This window comes from Micromonospora marincola (assembly GCF_056150385.1).
Map to the genome: position 1 here is coordinate 77,282 of NZ_JAXCFT010000015.1, position 19,683 is coordinate 96,964.

Here is a 19,683-nt window from a genome sequence, read left to right on the forward strand (position 1 = left end):
CGGGTGACCGGCGGCCCGTTCCGCGTGTACCGGACCCGGGTGTGAGGGACCCGGGTGGGACCGGGCCGGAAGGTGGGTGGGAGTGTGTGGCCGTGAACAGGGTAGGTACCGGCCGGTGAGCGCCTCCCCGACCGACGTGACCGACGCGGGCGACGCGGGCGACGCGGGCGAACGGCAGCCGTCCGCCTGGGCGCCGCTGCGGTCGGCCGCGTTCCGCAGCCTGTGGCTGGCGGTGCTGGCCAGCAACATCGGCATCTGGATGCAGACGGTCGGCGCCCAGTGGCTGCTCGTCGACCGGCCCGGCGCGGCGACGCTCGTCTCGCTCGTGCAGACCGCAAGCATGCTGCCGGTGCTGATGCTGGCGCTGCCGGCCGGCGCACTCGCCGACACGTTCGACAGGCGGCGGCTGCTGATCGCCGTGCAGTGCTTCCTGGCCGCCGTCGGGGCGCTGCTCACCGTGCTGACCGCCCTCGGCCGGATGCCGCCGGCGCTGCTGCTCACCCTCACCTTCGGCCTCGGCGTCGGGCAGGCGCTCACGCTGCCCGCCTGGCAGGCGGTCATCCCCGAGCTGGTGCCCCGGTCGCAGATCGTCTCCGCCTCGGCGCTCGGCTCGATAAGCGTCAACCTGGCCCGCTCGGTCGGGCCGGCGGTGGCCGGTGTGCTGGTGGCCCAGGCCGGCGTGCCTGTGGTCTTCGCGGTCAACGCGGCCACGTTCGCCGTCTTCGCGGTGACGCTGCTGCGCTGGCGCCCGGAACGCCGGGACCGCGACGCCACGCCGGAGCGGTTCACCGCGGCGCTGCGCGCCGGCGGCCGGTACGTGCGGCACTCCCCGGTGGTCCGCCGGATCCTGCTGCGGGCGGCCCTTTTCGTGGTGCCGGGAAGCGCGCTGTGGGCGCTGCTGCCGCTCGTCGCGAGCCGCCGGCTCGGTCTCGGCGCCGGTGGGTACGGCGTGCTGCTCGGCGCGCTCGGCGTCGGCGCGGTGGCGGGCGCGCTGGTCCTGCCCCGGATCCGCCTGGCCCTCACCAACAACCGGCTGCTGCTCCTGGCCGGGCTGCTCTACGCGGCGGTGCTCGCCGTGCTCGCGCTGGTGCCGGTGCCGGCCGTCGCGGTGGTCGCGCTGCTGCCCGCCGGGCTGGCCTGGATGACGGTGCTGTCGAGCGTGAACGCGGCCATGCAACTGTTCCTGCCCGGCTGGGTACGCGCCCGCGGCCTGTCGGTCTTCCAGATGGTCTTCGCCGGCGGGCAGGCGCTCGGCGCGGTCGCGTGGGGCGCGCTCGGTGAGGTCACCGGCCTGGTCGGCGCGCTCACCGTGGCCGCCGTGGTGATGGCGGCCGGCGCGCTGAGCGTGCTGCTCTGGCCGCTGCGGGAGACCCGGAGCGTGAACCGGGACCCGGCGATGTTCTGGCCCGAGCCGCACCTGGTGCTGGAGGCGCCGCCGCGTGACGGCCCGGTGCTTGTCACCGTCTCGTACACGGTGCGCCCGGAGCGGCAGGCCGAGTTCGTCGAGGCGATGCGGGCGGTCGGCCGGTCCCGCCGGCGCACCGGCGCGATCCGCTGGGGGCTGTTCCGGGCCGGTGAGCGGGCACACGGCTTCGTCGAGGTCTATCAGGTGCCGACGTGGGAGGAGCACCTGCGCCAGCACGGCGGCCGGCTCACCGGCGGGGACCGGGTGGTGGAGGAACGGGCCCGGGCGCTCGCCGAGGACGACATCCGGGTCAACCACCTACTTCCGGCCGAGCCGCGATGATCGGCGGGTGGCGCGGGGGGCGCTCCGCGGAGCTGACAGAATGCGGGGGCAGCCCAACGATGAGGAGACACCAGCCGTGATCCGTACCCACAATGCCGGAAGCCTGCGCGCCGCGGACGCCGGCTCGACGGTGACGCTCGCCGGCTGGGTGGCCCGCCGGCGCGACCACGGCGGTGTCGTCTTCGTCGACCTGCGCGACGCCTCCGGCGTCGTGCAGGTGGTGCTGCGCGAGGAGGACGCGCACGCGCTGCGCAACGAGTTCTGCGTGAAGGTCACCGGCGAGGTGACCCGCCGGCCCGAGGGCAACGAGAACCCCGAGCTGCCGACCGGCGAGGTCGAGGTGACCGCCGCCGCGCTGGAGGTGCTCTCCGAGGCCGCGCCGCTGCCGCTGCCGGTGGACGACCAGGTCGAGGCCGGCGACGACATCCGGTTGAAGTACCGCTACCTCGACCTGCGCCGCGGCGGCCCGGCGAAGGCGATGCGGCTGCGCTCCCGGGCCAACCAGCTCGCCCGCACGGTGCTGCACGAGCGGGACTTCCTGGAGATCGAGACCCCGACGCTCACCCGCTCCACCCCGGAGGGCGCCCGCGACTTCCTGGTCCCGGTGCGCCTCCAGCCGGGCAGCTGGTACGCGCTGCCGCAGTCCCCGCAGCTGTTCAAGCAGCTTCTCATGGTCGGCGGGATGGAGCGCTACTACCAGATCGCCCGCTGCTACCGGGACGAGGACTTCCGCGCCGACCGGCAGCCGGAGTTCACCCAGCTCGACATCGAGATGTCGTTCGTCACCGAGGACGACGTGATCGACCTCGGCGAGGCGATCGTGGCGAAGCTCTGGTCCGAGCTGGCCGACCACGAGATCACCCGGCCGATCCCGCGGATCACCTGGCACGACGCGATGGCCCGGTACGGCTCCGACAAGCCTGACCTGCGCTACGGCGTCGAGCTGACCGAGCTGACCGACTACCTGCGCGGCACCGCGTTCCGGGTGTTCGCCGGCGCGATCGACGCGGGCGGCTACGTCGGCGCGGTGGTCATGCCGGGCGGCGCGTCGCAGACCCGCAAGGAGCTGGACGGCTGGCAGGACTGGGCCAAGGCGCGCGGCGCGCGCGGCCTGGCGTACGTGGTGCTCGACGCGGAGACCGGCGAGGCGCGCGGCCCGGTGGCGAAGAACCTCTCCGAGGCGCACCTGGCCGGCCTGGCCGACGCGGTCGGCGCGAAGCCCGGCGACGCGGTCTTCTTCGCCGCCGGCACGAACACGCGGGAGGCGCAGGAGCTGCTCGGCGCGGCCCGGGTCGAGATCGCCAAGCGGGCCGGGCTTGTCGACGAGAGCGCGTGGGCGTTCTGCTGGGTGGTCGACGCGCCGATGTTCGAGCGGACCTCCGACCAGGAGAACGGCGGAGCGGGTGGGTGGACGGCCGTGCACCACCCGTTCACCTCGCCGAACGCGGAGTGGGTGGACCGCTTCGAGTCCGCGCCGGACCGGGCGCTCGCCTACGCGTACGACATCGTCTGCAACGGCAACGAGATCGGCGGCGGCTCGATCCGTATCCACCGGGGCGACGTGCAGCAGCGGGTGTTCGACCTGCTCGGCATCACCGCCGACGAGGCGCAGGACAAGTTCGGCTTCCTGCTTGAGGCGTTCAAGTACGGCGCCCCGCCGCACGGCGGCATCGCGTTCGGCTGGGACCGGGTCTGCATGCTGCTGGCCGGCGCGGACTCGATCCGCGAGGTGATCGCGTTCCCGAAGACCCGTGGCGGCTTCGACCCGCTGACCGGCGCGCCCACCCCGATCACCGGGCAGCAGCGCGCCGAGGCCGGCATCGACGCCAAGCCGAAGGCCCCGGCCGCCCCGCACGCCGGCACCGCCGGTCCGGCCGCGCCGGTGGCCGACCCGACCTGATGCGCCTGCTCGTGGTGGGCGCCAGCGGGTTCCTGGGCGGGGAGGTGTGCCGGCAGGCGGTCGCCGCCGGGCACCGGGTGGTCGGCACCCACCACTCGGCCGCCGTCGCGGTTGCGGGCGTCGCGTCGCGCCGGCTCGACGTCACCGACCGGGCCGCGGTGCGCGCGCTGCTGACCGGGGTACGCCCCGACGCGGTGGTCAGCACCCCGTACCGCTTCGACGACTGGGCCGTCACCGCCGACGGGGCGGCCCATGTCGCGTCCGCCGCCGCCGAGGTGGGCGCGCGGCTGGTGCACCTGTCAAGCGACGCGCTGCACGCCGGGCGGCCCGAGCCGTACGCTGACGACGAGGCGCCCACGCCCGTGTACCCGTACGGGGCGGCGAAGGCGGCGGCCGAGACGGCGGTGCGGGCGGTGGACCCGGGCGGGCTGCTGGTGCGGACCTCGCTGATCCTGGGGGAGGGGAGCAAGCAGATCCGGCGGTGCCGGGACGCGCTCGTCGGTCGGGCGACGCTGTTCAGCGACGAGATCCGCTGCCCGGTCGACGTCACCGACCTGGCCGCGGCGGTGTTGGAGCTGCTGCCGACCGACCTGGCCGGCCCGCTCAACGTGGCCGGCCCGGACGAGGCCAGCCGCGCCGACATCGGGCGGCTGCTGGCCCGCCGGCTCGGCGTCGACCCGGCCGGGCTGCGGACCACCACCACGGTCGCCGCCGGCCTGCGCCGCCCGGTCGAGGTACGCCTCGACTCGACCCGCGCCGCCGGCCTGCTCCGGACCCGCCTGCGCGGCGTCGCCGAGCTGTTCGCCTGACCGACCCTGGTTGCACAATTTCTTTGCATGAGTCTTGTGCACAGAAAGTGTGCACAGTTATTGTGCACTCATGGAACGTGCGGAGAAGCCCGAGCCGCGTCAGGTGCGGCTCGACCACCAACAGGTCCGGGTGCTCGCCCACCCGATGCGGATGCGCCTGGTCGGCGCGCTGCGTGTGAACGGGCCGGCCACCGCGACCCGGCTGGCCGAGCTGCTCGGCACCAACACCGGCGCGACCAGCTACCACCTACGCCAGCTCGCCGAGGTGGGCATGGTGGTCGAAGACCCGAATCTGGGCACCGCGCGGCAGCGGTTCTGGCGGGCCGCGCACGACGTGACCAACTGGGAGAGCAGCGACTTCGACGACGACCCGGACGCGCGCGCCGCGATCGAGTGGATCGAGGCAGACTATTTCCGCTTCTTCGCGCACCACGCCGAGCGGTGGTCCGCCCGGCGGCACGAGTGGTCGGCGGACTGGCGCGACGCGTTCGGCATGGGCGACTTCTTCATGCGCATACCGGCCACCCGCCTCGAGGCGATCAAGGCGGAGGTCTTCGCGGTCTTCGAGCGCCACCGCGACGAAACCGACCCCGACGATCCCGACGCCGAGCTGGTGCAGCTCTACCTCGCCGCCTTCCCGCTGGGCCCGGTCATGTCGACCACCGAGGAGAAGCCGTGAGCGTCCTGTCCGTACGCCAGATCCGGTTCCGCTACCTCACCCTCTACGGCCTGCGCTGGTTGCCAAGCGGCCTGCTCATGACCGTGATGATCCTGTTGATGCAGGAGCGCGGGCTCACGCTGTCCCAGATCGGTCTGGTCGCCACCGCGCAGGGCCTGGTCGTGCTGGCGCTGGAGTTGCCCACCGGCGGCTTCGCCGACGCGCTCGGCCGCAAGCCGGTGCTGCTTGTCGCCTGGGTGGTCGCCCTGGCCTCCCTCACGCTGATGGCGGTGGCCGACTCGTTCTGGATGTTCTTCCTGGTCTGGGCGTTGCAGGGGGTCTACCGGGCGCTCGACAGCGGCCCGCTGGAGTCCTGGTACGTCGACGCCACGCTTGCCGCCGACCCGGATGCCGAGTACGAGCGCGGCCTCGGCTGGGCCGGCACCGTCATCGGCGTCGCCATCGGCGCCGGCGCGCTGCTCGGCGGCGGCCTGGTCGCGCTCGGCCCGATCGGTCCGATCAGCGCGCTGACCCTGCCGGTGCTCGTCGCAGTCGTGCTCCAGGCGGTCTCGATCGTGGCGCTGCTGGCGCTCATGGCCGAGCAGCGCCCGGCCTCGGGCTCGGCCGCGCTGCGCGCCTCGGTGGTGGAGGCGCCCCGGATGGTCGGCTACGCCGTCGGCCTGCTGCGCCGCAACCGGGTCCTGCTTGCCCTGGTCGCGGTCGAGCTGTTCTGGGGCTTCGGCATGGTCACGTTCGAGTCGCTGCTGCCGGTCCGGCTGTCCGAGGTGCTCGGTGACGCCGACCGGGCGGCGGCGCTGCTCGGCCCCGCCGGCTCGGCCGCCTGGCTGGCCAACGCGGCCGGCGCCGCGCTCACCCCGTTCCTGCTGCGCCGCCTCGGCGCCGCCCCGGCCGCCGCGCTGATGCGCGTGCTCCAGGGCGTGACAGTGGTCGGCATGGGCCTGCTGGCCGGGCCGGTCGGCGTGCTCATCGCGTACCTGGCCTGCTACACCGTGCACGGCGCGTCGAACCCGCTGCACATGGGGCTGCTGCACCGCCAGGTCGACGGGCCGTACCGGACCAGCGTGCTGTCGCTGAACTCGATGATGGCCCAGCCGGCCGGAGCGCTCGGCGCGGTGGTGCTGACCGCGCTGGCGGACGCCACGAGCATCAGCGTCGCCATGCTTGTCGGCGCCGTGATGCTCGCCGTGGCCGCGCCGCTCTACCTGCCGGCCTGGCGCGCCAGCCGGGCCGCCGCGCGCTCCGGGGCTGCCGGACCCGGGGCTGCCGGACCCGGGGCTGCCGGACCCGGGGCTGCCGGACCCGGGGTTGCCGAGTCCGAGGCTGCCGGGCCCGGGGTAGGTCCGGTCCTCGCCACCGGTCCCGACGGGAGTCCCGCCGGGCCCGGTCCGGTTGCCGTTCCAGCGAGGGCACCATCCGCCGGGACGGGGACTGACGCCGGGGCCGGAGCCGGAGCCGGGGCTGGGGCCGGGGCTGGGGCCGGGGCTGGGGCCGCAGGCCGGTCCCGCTGACGGATGCCGCCGGGGCGACGAGGTCACCGGAGGCTACAAACTTGATGGCACGAACGACTCACGCCAGGCACCGGGGGAGCGGGCAGCGCCCGATCCATCCGTGCCATCAAGTTTGTAGCGACACGCACGCCTACCCGGCGGCCTCCGTCGCGTCACCTCACCCCGTTCGTCGGTCCGCTGCCACGTCGCCAACCGGTTCCCGCCGCGCGCCGTCGAGCCGCGCGCCGGCGTGGCGGGCCTCAGCCCAGGTAGACCGTGGTGCGTGGCGCGGTGCCGGTGAAGCCGAGGCGACGGTAGAGCCGGATCGCGTCCACGTTGACGGTGTAGACGCCAAGCGCCACGCGGTCGTACCGGGCGAACAGGGCGTGCGTCATCCCGGCGGTCAGCGCCGCGCCCAGGCCCCGGCCGCGATGCCCGGGCGTCACGGTCAGCCCGGCCAGGAAGCCGATGTCGCCCCGGCTGCGGTCGGCGCCGCAGGCGATGAGGCGGTCGCCGTCCCGGATGCCGTACCAGTCGACGATGCCTTTATCGCCCGGCCGGGAGGTGGTGCTGGGGAACGCCTCCTCGACGAGCGCGGCCAGCGCGGGGTGGTCGGTCTCGGTGAGCCGGACCACCCGATCCTGTCCCGGCTGCCGCGCGGGCGGCTCGGTGGTCCAGAGGAAGTCCCACTCGCCCGTCCGGTTCACCGGCAGACGCGCGGCCACCTCGGCGGCCGTGACGCGTGGCAGGTTCACCGCCTGGCCGGGCCGCAGCGTCCCGTCCGCCCACAGGGCGGCGAAGAGGTCCAGGGCCGGGCCGGGCGTGCCGACCGCGCCGCCGGCCGACCACTCACCCGGCGGGAGCAGCCAACCGACCGCGCCCCCGTGTCGCCACCCCCGCACGGCCTGGTCGCGCCGGAGCGCGTGCCGGACGTACGGGTGGTGGCCGGTCGCGGCGAGCAGCTCGTCCCGTCCGGCCAGCACCTGGTCGGCAGCGATCATGCCGCCAGCCTACGAGAGGAGAGGTCATGACCCCCATCCGCTCCGTCCGGGCGGTCCGCCTGCCCGGACCACGCTGCGTGCTGCGCGAGTGGACCGACGCGGACACGCCCGCCCTGTACGCGTTGCTTACCGAGCCGGCCGTGGCCGACGGGCTGCTGGACGACGAGACGCCCACCCTCGACGCGGTTCGCGCCGCGCTGTCGGCGTGGCGGGAGACGGCCGGCGGCGACCCGCGCCCGGCGTACCGTCTCGCGGCTGTCGACGGCGACCGGTTGGTCGGCCTCGGTGTGCTGACCGTGACATCGGTCGAGCACCGGCGCGGTGAGATCGGTTACGCGGTGCGTACCGCAAGCTCGGGCACCGGCCTGGGCACGGAGATCGCGCGACTGCTGCTGGGTCTCGCGTTCGACCGGGTGGGCCTGCACCGGCTGGAGGCGACCACCCGACCCGACCACGCCGCGTCCCGGCGGGTGCTGGAGAAGGCCGGCCTGCGGCCGGAGGGGGTGAGTCGCGACCACCTGCTCGTGCGGGGTCGCTGGCGGGACTCGGCGCGGTACGCGATTCTCGCCACCGACCCGTTCCACCGTGGAGATTGACGAACAGACCGATCGGGTACATCCGTCGCCGACCCAATGGGAACCCCCACCGGAGGAACGACATGCTCGCCATTCTCGCGGCCATCGTGTTCGGCTTCGCGCTGCTTCTCGACTTCATGAACACCGACCTCGGCGCCCCCGATCTGTTCAGCACCTCAACCCTCATGCTGATCGGCTTCCTGCTGCTCTCGCTCTACCTGGCCGGGGTCGGCTCCGGCCCGCGCGGCGGTGGTGGTGGCCGCTGGTACCGGGGTCGCCGTCCGGGTCGCGGCTGACCGGAAACGACCACCTGGGCCGGGTCGGCGGCGCGATTCCGGCGTCGTCGGCCCGGCCCGGTACTGTTCTCGTGATGGAATCCGACGCCCTCTTCACCCTCGGCGAGCCCGCCGGAGCGCCCGACGCGCCCGCGGCTCTCGGCGGCGGCGACGGGTTCACCGCCACCCGGGCGGATTCTCCGCTGCCGGTGCGGATGCGGCCGGCCGGCATCGACGAGCTGGTCGGGCAGGACCATCTGCTCGCCCCCGGCGCGCCGTTGCGGCAGCTGGTCGAGGGTGCGGCACCGATGTCGGTCATTCTCTGGGGTCCGCCCGGCAGCGGCAAGACCACCATCGCCCACCTCGTGGCCCGCGCCACCGACAGGCGTTTCGTGGCGATGTCCGCGCTGACCGCTGGTGTGAAAGACGTTCGCGCGGTGATCGAGACCGCCCGCCGACAGCGCCGCTCCGGTGGTCCGCCGACCGTGCTCTTCATCGACGAGGTGCACCGGTTCAGCAAGACCCAGCAGGACTCGCTGCTCGCCGCCGTCGAGGACCGCACGGTCACGCTGCTCGCGGCGACCACCGAGAACCCCTACTTCTCGGTCATCTCACCGCTGCTGTCCCGGTGCGTCCTGCTCACGCTCCAGGCGCTCGACGACGACGCCGTCCGCGGGCTGCTGCGCCGCGCGGTGACCGACAAGCGTGGGCTCGACGGCGCGCTGGTCCTGACCGAGGAGGCGGAGGACCATCTGGTCCGGCTCGCCGGCGGCGACGTCCGCAAGGCGCTCACCGCGCTGGAGGCGGCGGCGGCCACCGCGGCGGCCACCGGCGCCCGGCGGATCGACCTCGCCGTGGCCGAGCAGGCGGTCGACGTGGCGGCGGTCCGCTACGACCGGGACGGCGACGCCCACTACGACGTGACAAGCGCCTTCATCAAGAGCATGCGCGGCTCGGACGTGGACGCGGCGCTGCACTGGCTGGCCCGGATGCTCGTGGCCGGCGAGGACGCCCGGTTCATCGCCCGCCGAATGGTGATCTTCGCCAGCGAGGACGTCGGGATGGCGGATCCCGCCGCGCTGACCGTGGCCACCGCCGCCGCGCACGCGGTCGAGTACGTGGGCCTGCCCGAGGCGCAGCTCAACCTCGCCCAGGCGGTCATCCACCTGGCCACCGCCCCGAAGTCGAACTCGGCCACCACCGCCATCGGCGCCGCCGTCGCCGACGTACGCGCCGGTCGCGGCGGTCCGGTGCCGCGTGGGCTGCGCGACGCCCACTACGCCGGAGCGCGCGGCCTCGGGCACGGGGCGGGCTACCGCTATCCGCACGACGACCACCGGGGGGTGGTCACCCAGCAGTACGCTCCGGACGATCTCGTCGGGACCGACTACTACCGGCCCAGTGGGCACGGCGCGGAGCGGACGGTGGCCACCCGGCTGCCGGTGCTGCGCCGGATCGTCCGCGGGTTGCCCGCACCGGTGACGCGGGGGGAGGCCGGCGCGCCGGCAGCCGCGACCGGGGCGCGGGCGGACGGCACCGAGCCGGCCGGCGGGGCGAACAAGGGCGGCGGCGACGCCGCCGAGGGGGGTCAGCAGTGATGGCGCGTGGTCCGGATCGGTCGGCGGACGGCCCCGACGAGCGGCGTGACCCGCGGGCCAAGGGCCGGCGGTGGGGGCGCGGTCGGGGCGAGGCCGAGCCGGAGCAGGCGGTGCCGGGCGAGGAGTTCGGCTGGATCGACGACCTGCGTACGGCCAAGCAGCAGCGCGGCGAGCTGGGCCCGGACGGGGAAGCGCCGGCCGGCCCGTCGCCACGGCCCGGTGCCCCCGCGCCGGAGCCGGGCCGTCCGCCCCGCCCGGACGCGGCGCCGGCGGGCCCGCCCGGGCCCGGCCCCGGTGTGCCACCGGCAACCGGCGGGCGAGCCCCGCAGCCCCCGCCCGCCGGTCGGCCGGGCCCACCGCCTCCGGCCCCCGGTCGGCCAGGTCCGCACCCACCGGCCGAGCCTCGGCCAGGTTCGCACCCGCCGGCGGCGGTCCGGCCGGGTCCGCAGCCACCGGCGGCGGTTCGGCCGGGTCCGCAGCCACCGGGACCGGTTCGGCCGGGTCCGCAGCCTCCGGTGGGAGGCCGCCCGGGTCCGTCGCCGGCGGCCGGCCAGGCCGGTCCCGCGCCGCAGGCTCCCGGCCGCCCCCACCCGGGGGGACCAGAGCCCACCGGCCGACCCGAGGCGACGATGCCACAGGTGGGTCGGCGCGGCGCGGCGCCGCCCCCGGGCGGCGGCCGTCCCGGTGCCGAGGGGCCGCCCCCCGGTCGTACCGGGGCGGCGATGCCGCCCGGAGCCGCGATGCCTCCGGGCGTCGGCCGTCCCGGCGGGGATCTTCCTCCGGGCGCCGGTCGTTCCGGCCCGCAGACGCCTCCGGGCGCCGACCCCCGTGCCCCGGTCGCACGGCGCGGCCCCGAGGGGTCCCCGCCCGGCCACCCCGCAGGCTCCGATCCGACCGGCCCGCGTCGTCCGGTGGACGGCCCCTGGCCCGGAGTGCCCGAGGCGCCCCGGCCGGGTGGTCCGCCGCCCCGCCGCGGCCCGGACGGCCCCACCGGCCAGCAACCGCCGGTCCCCGGCCGACCGGCCGGTCCCCGGGTCACGCCCCCGGGCGGTCCGGGCTCCGGAGGGCTTGTGCCCGACCGCGGCCCGGGCGACCCGGCTCCGGGTCGGCCGCCGGCCGGTGATGCGGACGGCACCCGGGTGGCGACGCCACCCACCCCGCGCGGCCGGCACGGCGCGCAGGCGACGGACGCGCACCAGGCCGCGGTCGACCCGGCGGTCCGGCCTGGCCCCGGTGGACGCCGTGCGCGGCCCGACGCCTCTGACGACTCCGGTGGCATCCGGCCGGTTTCCGGAGCGGGCCGGCGCGCGCGGCCGGACGATGCGCCGGCCGGCATGCCGCCGGGTGCGGCGGTGGGTCGGCGTGCACGGCGGGACGATGCGCCGGCCGGCATGAACGCTGGTCGGCGGTCCCGGCCCGACGAGGCGCCGCCCGCCGGTGGTCACCGTTCGCCGGCCGGCGCGGTCGACCCCGCCCGGCCTGGTCCGGGCGCCGGCCATCGAGCCGCCGTGGAGCCGGACCGGCCGGTGGTCGTGCCGCGCAGCGGAAATGCCCCGGCCCTTCCCGGCGCCACCGCGCCCGTCTCCGGTGGCCAGGTGGAGGGCGCGGGCTCGCCCGCGCCGCGCCGCGCCCCGGCCCGTGGTCGCGGGGCCGCGCCTGGCGAGGCCGAATCCGCCACCGACCCGGCCCGGACTCCGCGCCGGGCGGTCGACGAGGCGGGTGAATCCCGCCCGCAGCGGCCGGAACGCCCCGCTGACTGGCTGCGGCAGGCCGGCCGCACGTCGCACACCGATCCCGCCATGCCGGCCGCTCGCCGTCCGTCCGGCCCGCCGGTCGAGGAGCCGGCCGGACGCCCGAGCGGCGCCAACCGCGGTCCGGGTGCCCGGGCCGGCGCCGCCGTGCCGCCGGTACGCCCCGAGCAGCCCGGCCCGGCCGTGCCGCCGGTCCGAGCCGGCCAGCCCGGCCCGGCCAGAGGCGCGGCGCGCCCCGGCGTGCCGCCGGTGGGTGGTGACCGTGCCGGTGGTGGTCCGGCTCGTGCCGGCGTACCGCCGATGGGCCCCGGTGGGTTCGGGCCGCACGGCGACCCGGAACGCAGCGGTGGCATGCCGGTCGGCGGTGGCCCCGGTGGTCACGGCGCGGCCGACGACCCGACGCGCGCCGGCGGTCGCCCGCCCGCCGCCGGACGTGCCGCACCTGGTCAGGGCGCCGCCACGGTACGGCCCACCGGCGACGGGCGTGGTCCGGCCAGGCCCGACGGCGGCGTCCCGCCCGGTGGCGCACCCGGGCCGGCGGCAGCGCCGGGGCCGCGCGCGGCTGCCGGGCAGGTGGTGGCCCGGGCGGCTGCGGGCGTGGCGCGTCCGGCCGCGCCGGACGAGCGGACGACCGGGCGGGCCGTCCCGCCCACGGCGGAGCCGGGCCGGCCCGCTGCCGCCGGTGCGCCGGCTGCCGGAGCGCCGACAAGCGGCGCGCCGGTGGTGGCGCGGGCGGCTGCGGTCGTACCGCCGGGGGAGCCGGTGGGGGCACGGCCCGACGCGGGCGACGGGCCGGTGCCGCGACCGGCCGGCCCGGTAGTGGCCGAGGACGAGCCGGAGGCGGACGGCCCGCGCGGCGCCCGCTCCGAGCTGCGGCGGCAGATGCGGGAGCGACGTCGGCTGCGGATGGGTGTCCTCGCCCTGGTCAGCCTCGTGCTGCTGGGCGCGGTGCCGCTCTACTTCGGGATGCGGACGCTCAGCCACGACCCGGTCTTCGACACCCTCGACGCGCTCGACGTGCCGTCCTGGGCGGCGACGAAGACTGTCGACAACGTCAGTGGCAGCCGCTGGTGCCTCCAGGACTGCCGGCTCCGGGAACGCGCGGTCGAGTCCGAGCAGGGGTGGAAGCAGACCGTCGCCGTCTACGACCGTGCCCTGGCCAAGGACGGCTGGCGGCGCTGGAAGGTCGACCGTTGCCCGGAGGAGAAGGTCGAGGGCAGCTACACCTGCTGGCGTCGGGACGAACTCACGCTCGACCTGTGGGTACGCGACCCCACCTGCACGCCGCCGCCGGTGGACGGGGAACCGGCGCCGTCCGCGCCGCCCGCGACCGAAGCGGGGACGTGCGCCGGCTCGTTGGTGTCGGTGAAGGTGCGCAACGCGATCGACGACGAGCGCACCGGGCCGACCCCGACCACCGATCCGTCACTCACTGGTGAGGATCCGTACCCGACCCTGACCGACGACCCCCTCGGCGAGCCGACCCCCTCACCGTCATGAGCCGACTTCCATCACGGACGGTAGGGTCTGGGGCTGGCGCGCCCGCCCGCGCCCGGTGACCGGGTCGGTGTGGCGCGAAAAGGGTAGGAACGGTCGCGCGTTCCGGGACGTCGTGTCCCGGGACACTGCTTGAGGAGGACATACGCGTGAGTGGTGGAGAGATCGCTGCGCTGATCGCGGCCGGTGCGTTCCTGATGCTTGTGCTCGTGCTGGCGGTGCCGATCCTGCGGCTGCGACACACCGTGGACGCGACGACCCGCATGATCGGTGACCTGAACGACCGCACCGGGCCGCTGCTCGGTGACGTGAACACCACGGTGAAGAACGTCAACACCGCGCTGGAACAGGTGCAGACCTCGCTGGACGGAGTGAACCTCCAGCTCGCCAAGGTCGACACCATGACCAGCCACGCGCAGAACGTCACCGCGAACGTGGCGAACCTGGCCACCGTGGTCTCCGCCGCCGCCGCGAACCCGCTGGTGAAGGTGGCCGCGTTCGGCTACGGCGTGCGCAAGGCCGCCTCCGCGCGCCGGCACGCCGAGACCGAGCGCGAGGTGCGCGACACCATCAAGCAGCAGCGTCGGGCCGCCAAGCGCGGCAACCGCTGACCCCGACCGGCGTACGCGGGAGGATGAGAGCATGAGGCGGTTGTTCTGGCTGGGCATCGGCCTGGCCGTGGGCGTCCTGGTGGTGCGCAAGGCCACCCGGACGGCGCAGGCGTACACCCCGGCGGGCATCGCCAGCGGGCTGTCCGAGTCCGCCGGTGGCCTGGTCGAGTCGGTGCGTGCCTTCGTGGACGACGTCCGGGTCTCGATGGCCGAGCGTGAGCAGGAGATCCACGAGGCCTTCGCCCGCGGCGAGGCGTACGACGACGAGTTCGCCGAGCTGCGGGAGGACCCGCGGATCGGTGACCGAGAGAGTTTCCCGGAGGAGCACCAGCGATGAAGACGGCGGAGATCAAGCGGCGGTTCCTCGCCCACTTCGAGGCGAACGGGCACGCCGTGGTGCCGTCCGCTCCGCTGCCCGCCATCAGCGACCCGAACCTGTTGTTCATCAACGCGGGCATGGTGCAGTTCGTGCCCTACTTCCTGGGCCAGCAGACGCCGCCGTACCAGCGGGCGGCGAGTGTGCAGAAGTGCATCCGGACGCCGGATATCGACGAGGTCGGCAAGACCAGCCGGCACGGCACGTTCTTCCAGATGAACGGCAACTTCTCCTTCGGTGACTACTTCAAGTCCGGGGCGATTCCGCTGGCCTGGGATCTGGCCACGAAGTCGGTCGAGGCGGGCGGCTTCGGGCTGGACCCGGAGCGGATCTGGGCGACTGTCTACCTCGACGACGACGAGGCGTACGACATCTGGCGTGCCACGGGCGTGCCGGCGGAGCGGATCGTGCGCCGGGGCAAGGCGGACAACTTCTGGTCGATGGGCATCCCCGGCCCGTGCGGCCCGTGTTCGGAGCTGTACTACGACCGTGGCCCGGAGTACGGCCGCGAGGGTGGTCCGGAGGTCGACGAGGACCGCTACCTGGAGTTCTGGAACCTCGTGTTCATGCAGTTCGAGCGCGGTCCGGGCGCCGGGAAGGAGGATTTCCCGATCCTCGGCGACCTGCCGGCGCAGAACATCGACACCGGCATGGGCCTGGAGCGGATGGCCTCGCTGTTGCAGGGCGTGGACAACCTCTACGAGATCGACGAGGTCAAGCCGATCCTGGACCGGGCGGCCGAGCTGACCGGCAAGCGGTACGGCGCGCACTCCGGGCACGCGGCCAACCAGTCGCATCCGGACGACGTGCGGCTGCGGGTGGTCGCCGACCACGTGCGCACCGCGTTGATGTTGATCGGCGACGGGGTGACCCCGTCGAACGAGGGGCGTGGCTACGTGCTGCGCCGGATCATGCGCCGGGCGATCCGGTCGGTGCGGCTGTTGGGTTACCAGGATCGGGCGTTGCCGGAGTTGCTGCCGGTGGCGCGGGACTGCATGGCGCCGTCGTACCCGGAGGTGGCCGAGGATTTCGGCCGGATCTCGCAGTACGCGTACGCCGAGGAGGACGCCTTCCTGGCCACGCTGCGCGCCGGCACCACGATCCTGGACACCGCGATCGCGGAGACGAAGTCGGCCGGGCGGCCGGCGCTCTCGGGTGACAAGGCGTTCCAGTTGCACGACACGTACGGCTTCCCGATCGACCTGACTCTGGAGATCGCGGCCGAGCAGGGCCTACAGGTCGACGCGGACGGCTTCCGACGGCTGATGGCCGACCAGCGCGGCCGGGCCAAGGCCGACGCGCAGGCCCGCAAGACCGGGCACACCGACGTGTCGGCGTACCGGTCGGTGCTCGACGGCGGCGGGCCGGTGGAGTTCACCGGCTACTCCGAGCTGAACCGGGAGTCCCGGGTGCGCGCGCTGCTGGCCGGCGGCGCGTCGGTCGGCGCGGCGGTCGAGGGGGACACCGTCGAGCTGGTGCTCGACACCACCCCGTTCTACGCCGAGGGCGGAGGCCAGCAGCCCGACCAGGGCCTGATTACGGTCGGCGGCGGTCAGGTCGAGGTCTTCGACGTGCAGCAGCCGGTGCCGGGCCTGATCGTGCACCGGGCCCGGGTGGTACGCGGTGAGGTCCGGGCCGGGGAGACCGGGTACGCCGAGATCGACGTGTCCCGCCGGCGGGCGATCTCGCGTTCGCACACCGCCACGCACCTGGTGCACCAGACGATGCGTAACTTCCTCGGCGAGTCGGCGACCCAGGCGGGTTCGCTGAACGCGCCGGGCCGGCTGCGGTTCGACTTCAACACCCCGACCGGGGTGGCGCCGAGCGTGCTGCACGACGTGGAGCAGCAGGTGAACGAGGTGCTCCTGGCCGACCTGGAGGTGCACGCGTTCGTCACCAGCCAGGAGGAGGCCCGCCGGATCGGCGCGATGGCGCTGTTCGGCGAGAAGTACGGCGAGCGGGTCCGGGTGGTCGAGGTCGGTGACTACGCCCGGGAGCTGTGCGGCGGCACCCACGTGGCCCGGTCGGCCCAGCTCGGCCTGGTCAAGATCCTCTCCGAGGCGTCTGTCGGTTCCGGGGTACGCCGGATCGAGGCGCTCGTCGGCATGGACGCGTTCGGCTTCCTGGCCCGCGAGCACCTGCTGGTGTCGCGCCTGGCCGAGATGTTCCGGGTGCCGGGCGAGCAGGTCGCCGACCGGGTGGAGCAGACCGTCACCCAGTTGCGCGACGCGGAGAAGGAGTTGGAGAAGCTCCGCGCCCAGCTCGTGCTCGGCGGGGCCGGCGCGCTCGCGGCGCAGGCCAAGGACGTGCGCGGGGTCGCGTACGTGGGCACCGAGGCGCCCGAGGGCGCGGCGGCGAACGACGTGCGGACCCTGGCCCAGGAGATCCGGGGCCGGATCGACGCGGCCCGACCGGCGGTGGTCGCGGTGGCCGCCCGGTCCAACGGCAAGGCGTCCCTGGTGGTGGCGGTCAACCAGGCCGCCCGGGGGCGGAGCCTGAGCGCGAAGGATCTGGTGAAGGCGGCGTTCTCCGGCCGGGGCGGCGGCAGCGATGACCTGGCCCAGGGCGGCGGGCTGCCCGCCACCGAGGCGCCGAACCTGCTGGTCACCGTGGAGAAAGCGGTCGCCGACGCGGCATGAGCGAACGCACCGAGCGGAGCGAGGGCCGTGAGGGCATGCCCGGTTGGCACGGCATGAGCGTACTGATTCGACGCCAGGGCGGACCTGCCGGTCCGCCCTGGCCCGTACCTCCCGGAGGGGTGGCGGTAGATGGCTGAGTTCGCGCGTGGTGTCCGGCTGGGGGTGGATGTCGGCCAGGTGCGGGTCGGGGTGTCCCGGTCCGACCCGCACGGCATTCTCGCCACCCCGCTCGTCACCCTGGCCCGCGACCTGACCGCCGAGGCGGACGCGGTGCCCGCCGACATGGTCGAGCTGGTGCGGCTGGCCGCCGAGCACGAGGCGGTGGGGATCGTCGTCGGGCTGCCGGTCAACCTCGCCGGAAAGCACGGCCCGGCGGCGGTGAACGTCTCCGCCTACGCCACCCGTTTGGCGGATGTGATGGGGCCGATTCCGGTGACGCTGACGGACGAGAGGATGTCGACCGTCGTCGCGAGTCGTAGGCTGGCTGAACGGGGCGTCCGGGGAAAGCGCCAACGAGCGGTGGTCGACCAGGCCGCCGCGGTGGAGATTCTGCAGAGCTGGCTGGACGCGCAGCGGAGGCGAACGCATGATCGACGACCTTGACCTGGGGTTCGACGAGGCGGAGAGGGGTGAGAAGGGCCGGCACCGGCGCGGCGCCGTGCTCCGCCGGCAGGGCAAGTCCGGCGGCGGCAAGGGCAAGACGATCTTCGCGCTCCTGATGGCGCTCGTCCTGCTGGGCGGCATCGGCGGCGGCGCCTACGTCGGTTTCGACCGGATCCGTAATCACTTCGTCACTCCCGACTACAGCGGCCCGGGCACGGGTGAGGCGCTGGTCGAGGTGAAGGCGGGCCAGTCGCTCACCGACATCGGCAACACGCTCTACGACGCCGGTGTGGTGAAGAGCACCAAGGCGTTCGTGGAGGCCGCGGACGCGAACACCCGCAGCAAGAACATCCAGGTGGGCCGCTACAAGGTCCGCAAGGAGATGAAGGCCGCGGACGTCATCACCCTGATGCTCGATCCGAAGAGCCGGGTGGTCAACGGCGTGACGATCCCCGAGGGCGCCATCACGCTGAACATCTACCAGAAGCTCTCGGAAGAGACCAAGATTCCGGTCAAGGAGTTCCAGGCGGCGGCGAAGGACCCGGTCAAGCTGGGCGTCCCGGATTTCTGGTTCAAGCGCGAGGACGGCAAGAAGGGCGCGAAGAGCCTGGAGGGCTTCCTCTACCCGTCGACCTACGAGATCCCGCCGAAGGCCACCGCCGAGCAGGTCCTGTCGTTGATGGTGGAGCAGTTCCTCAGCGTGACCAAGGGGCTCGACTTCGTCGACCGGGCGCAGAAGGAACGCAAGATTTCCCCGTACGAGGCGTTGATCACCGCCTCGATCGCCGAGGCGGAGTCGGTCAACGCGGTCGACCTGCCGAAGGTCTCCCGGGTGATCTACAACCGGGTCTACGGCGGCAAGATCGGGTGCAACTGCCTCGGCATCGACAGCGGCATCAACTACTACCTGCGGTTGCAGGGCAAGGACCCGAAGGACTCCGACGACCTGCTCCAGAGTGAGATCAACGACCTGAAGAACCCGTACAACACGCACAACGTCGCCGGCCTGCCGCCCACCCCGATCAGCAACCCCGGCGAGGCCGCGCTCAAGGGCGCGTTGGAGCCGCCGCCCGGTGACTGGATCTTCTTCATGACGGTGGACAAGAAGGGCACCATGGGTTACGGCTCCGACGACGCCGACTTCCGCAAGTTGCAGCGGCAGATGTGCGACAACAAGGTGCTCACCGGGGAGAACTGCACCTGATGCGGGCCGCCGTGGTGGGTCGGCCGATCGCCCACTCGCTCTCCCCGGCGATCCACTCCGCCGGCTACGCGGCGGCCGGGCTGACCGACTGGTCGTACACCCGGATCGAGGCCGGCGCGGACGAGTTGCCCGGCCTGGTCGCGGGCCTCGGCCCGGAGTGGGCCGGGCTGTCGGTGACCATGCCCGGCAAGGAGGCGGCGCTCGCGCTTGCCGACGAGGTCTCGCCGGTCGCCTCCGCGGTCGGCGCCGCCAACACGCTCGTCCGCCGACCCGACGGCACCTGGTATGCGGACAACACCGACGTCACAGGCATGGTCGAGGTGCTCACCGGCGCCGGCTGCGTGGCCGGGGCGGTGGTGACGGTGCTCGGCGCCGGCGGCACCGCCCGCGCGGCGATCGCGGCGGCGGCCCGGATCGGCGCCGCCGAGGTGACGGTGGTGGCCCGCCGGCCCGAGGCGGTCGAGGAGTTGCGTCCGGTGGCGGCAGCCGCCGGCGTGCCGCTTGCCGGCGCGGAGTGGGACGGCGCGCCCGCGCACGCCCGGGCCGACCTGGTGATCTCCACGGTGCCGAAGGGGGTCGCCGACCCGCTCGCGGAGAACTTCGACTGGCGGCCGGAGACGGTGCTCTTCGACGCGCTCTACGACCCGTGGCCGACGCCGCTGGCGGCGGGCGCGCTTGCCGCCGGCTGCCGGGTGATCTCCGGGCTGGACCTGCTGCTGGCCCAGGCGTTCGGCCAGTTCGAGCGCTTCACCGGCGCCCCCGCCCCCCGCGCCGCGATGCGCGCCGCGCTTGAGGGTAAGGCGGGGCCCCCTATTAACGCCTCCGGTAGAGGCGGGGCCCCCGCTTAACACCCTCGCGGCTTCGCGGGGCCGGCGGTTGGCGCGGGGTGGCCGGCGACGTGACGGGAGCGAGACGGCGGCCGATGCGCGGA

General features: G+C 74.6%; 16 protein-coding genes. 15 read left to right on the forward strand and 1 reads right to left on the reverse strand.

The genetic code is table 11. The annotated features are described in order from the left end of the window. The first annotated feature begins 115 nt into the window (after window positions 1-115). From SM450_RS24640 to SM450_RS24660, 5 genes are all read left to right on the forward strand, one after another. Window positions 116-1,747 (forward strand): MFS transporter, encoded by a 1,632-nt coding sequence (locus SM450_RS24640; protein ID WP_474622145.1) that lies wholly within the window; start codon window positions 116-118, stop codon window positions 1,745-1,747. Window positions 1,748-1,823: 76 nt separating this feature from the next. Next, the gene (aspS, locus tag SM450_RS24645; protein WP_474622146.1) at window positions 1,824-3,647 is read left to right on the forward strand and encodes an aspartate--tRNA ligase; all 1,824 of its coding nucleotides are present in this window, start codon (window positions 1,824-1,826) and stop codon (window positions 3,645-3,647) included. Next, window positions 3,647-4,456: an SDR family oxidoreductase gene (locus SM450_RS24650; RefSeq protein WP_474622147.1), complete on the forward strand. Its 810-nt coding sequence runs from the start codon at window positions 3,647-3,649 to the stop codon at window positions 4,454-4,456. Before aspS ends, SM450_RS24650 begins: the two co-directional genes overlap by 1 nt. A 70-nt stretch (window positions 4,457-4,526) precedes the next feature. Continuing rightward, window positions 4,527-5,135, forward strand: a complete 609-nt coding sequence (locus tag SM450_RS24655; protein ID WP_474622148.1) for a winged helix-turn-helix domain-containing protein — start codon at window positions 4,527-4,529, stop codon at window positions 5,133-5,135. Next, window positions 5,132-6,643 (forward strand): MFS transporter, encoded by a 1,512-nt coding sequence (locus SM450_RS24660; RefSeq protein ID WP_474622149.1) that lies wholly within the window; start codon window positions 5,132-5,134, stop codon window positions 6,641-6,643. The genes SM450_RS24655 and SM450_RS24660 overlap by 4 nt, the downstream gene beginning before the upstream one ends. Window positions 6,644-6,882: 239 nt before the next feature. Here SM450_RS24660 and SM450_RS24665 read toward each other — a convergent pair whose 3' ends face one another. Then, entirely contained in the window at window positions 6,883-7,623 is a 741-nt protein-coding gene (locus tag SM450_RS24665; RefSeq protein ID WP_474622150.1) for a GNAT family N-acetyltransferase, read from the reverse strand. 26 nt (window positions 7,624-7,649) lie between these two features. On the opposite strand from SM450_RS24665, the gene SM450_RS24670 reads away from it, so the two are divergent. The 10 genes from SM450_RS24670 to SM450_RS24715 all read left to right on the forward strand — a co-directional run bounded on the left by SM450_RS24670 (window position 7,650) and on the right by SM450_RS24715 (window position 19,600). Next, window positions 7,650-8,219 carry a GNAT family N-acetyltransferase gene (locus SM450_RS24670; protein ID WP_474622151.1) on the forward strand — a complete coding sequence of 190 codons (570 nt, stop codon included), beginning with the start codon at window positions 7,650-7,652 and terminating at the stop codon, window positions 8,217-8,219. 62 nt (window positions 8,220-8,281) lie between these two features. Beyond that, window positions 8,282-8,494, forward strand: a complete 213-nt coding sequence (locus SM450_RS24675; RefSeq protein WP_018785054.1) for a hypothetical protein — start codon at window positions 8,282-8,284, stop codon at window positions 8,492-8,494. Between the two features lie 74 nt (window positions 8,495-8,568). After that, window positions 8,569-10,071 (forward strand): replication-associated recombination protein A, encoded by a 1,503-nt coding sequence (locus SM450_RS24680; RefSeq protein ID WP_474622152.1) that lies wholly within the window; start codon window positions 8,569-8,571, stop codon window positions 10,069-10,071. A gap of 2,633 nt (window positions 10,072-12,704) precedes the next feature. Next, window positions 12,705-13,322, forward strand: a complete 618-nt coding sequence (locus SM450_RS24685) for a hypothetical protein (protein WP_474622181.1) — start codon at window positions 12,705-12,707, stop codon at window positions 13,320-13,322. 146 nt (window positions 13,323-13,468) lie between these two features. Beyond that, on the forward strand, window positions 13,469-13,930 hold the full coding sequence (locus SM450_RS24690) for a DUF948 domain-containing protein (RefSeq protein WP_181567772.1): 462 nt from the start codon (window positions 13,469-13,471) through the stop codon (window positions 13,928-13,930). Window positions 13,931-13,961: 31 nt separating this feature from the next. Continuing rightward, the gene (locus SM450_RS24695) at window positions 13,962-14,267 is read left to right on the forward strand and encodes a hypothetical protein (RefSeq protein ID WP_474622153.1); all 306 of its coding nucleotides are present in this window, start codon (window positions 13,962-13,964) and stop codon (window positions 14,265-14,267) included. After that, window positions 14,264-16,945: an alanine--tRNA ligase gene (gene alaS / locus SM450_RS24700; RefSeq protein ID WP_474622154.1), complete on the forward strand. Its 2,682-nt coding sequence runs from the start codon at window positions 14,264-14,266 to the stop codon at window positions 16,943-16,945. The genes SM450_RS24695 and alaS overlap by 4 nt, the downstream gene beginning before the upstream one ends. Before the next feature lie 129 nt (window positions 16,946-17,074). Beyond that, window positions 17,075-17,548, forward strand: a complete 474-nt coding sequence (gene ruvX / locus SM450_RS24705) for a Holliday junction resolvase RuvX (protein WP_474622155.1) — start codon at window positions 17,075-17,077, stop codon at window positions 17,546-17,548. Beyond that, window positions 17,532-18,752 carry an endolytic transglycosylase MltG gene (gene mltG, locus SM450_RS24710; RefSeq protein WP_474622156.1) on the forward strand — a complete coding sequence of 407 codons (1,221 nt, stop codon included), beginning with the start codon at window positions 17,532-17,534 and terminating at the stop codon, window positions 18,750-18,752. Before ruvX ends, mltG begins: the two co-directional genes overlap by 17 nt. Next, on the forward strand, window positions 18,752-19,600 hold the full coding sequence (locus SM450_RS24715; RefSeq protein WP_474622157.1) for a shikimate dehydrogenase: 849 nt from the start codon (window positions 18,752-18,754) through the stop codon (window positions 19,598-19,600). The genes mltG and SM450_RS24715 overlap by 1 nt, the downstream gene beginning before the upstream one ends. Window positions 19,601-19,683 lie beyond the last annotated feature (83 nt).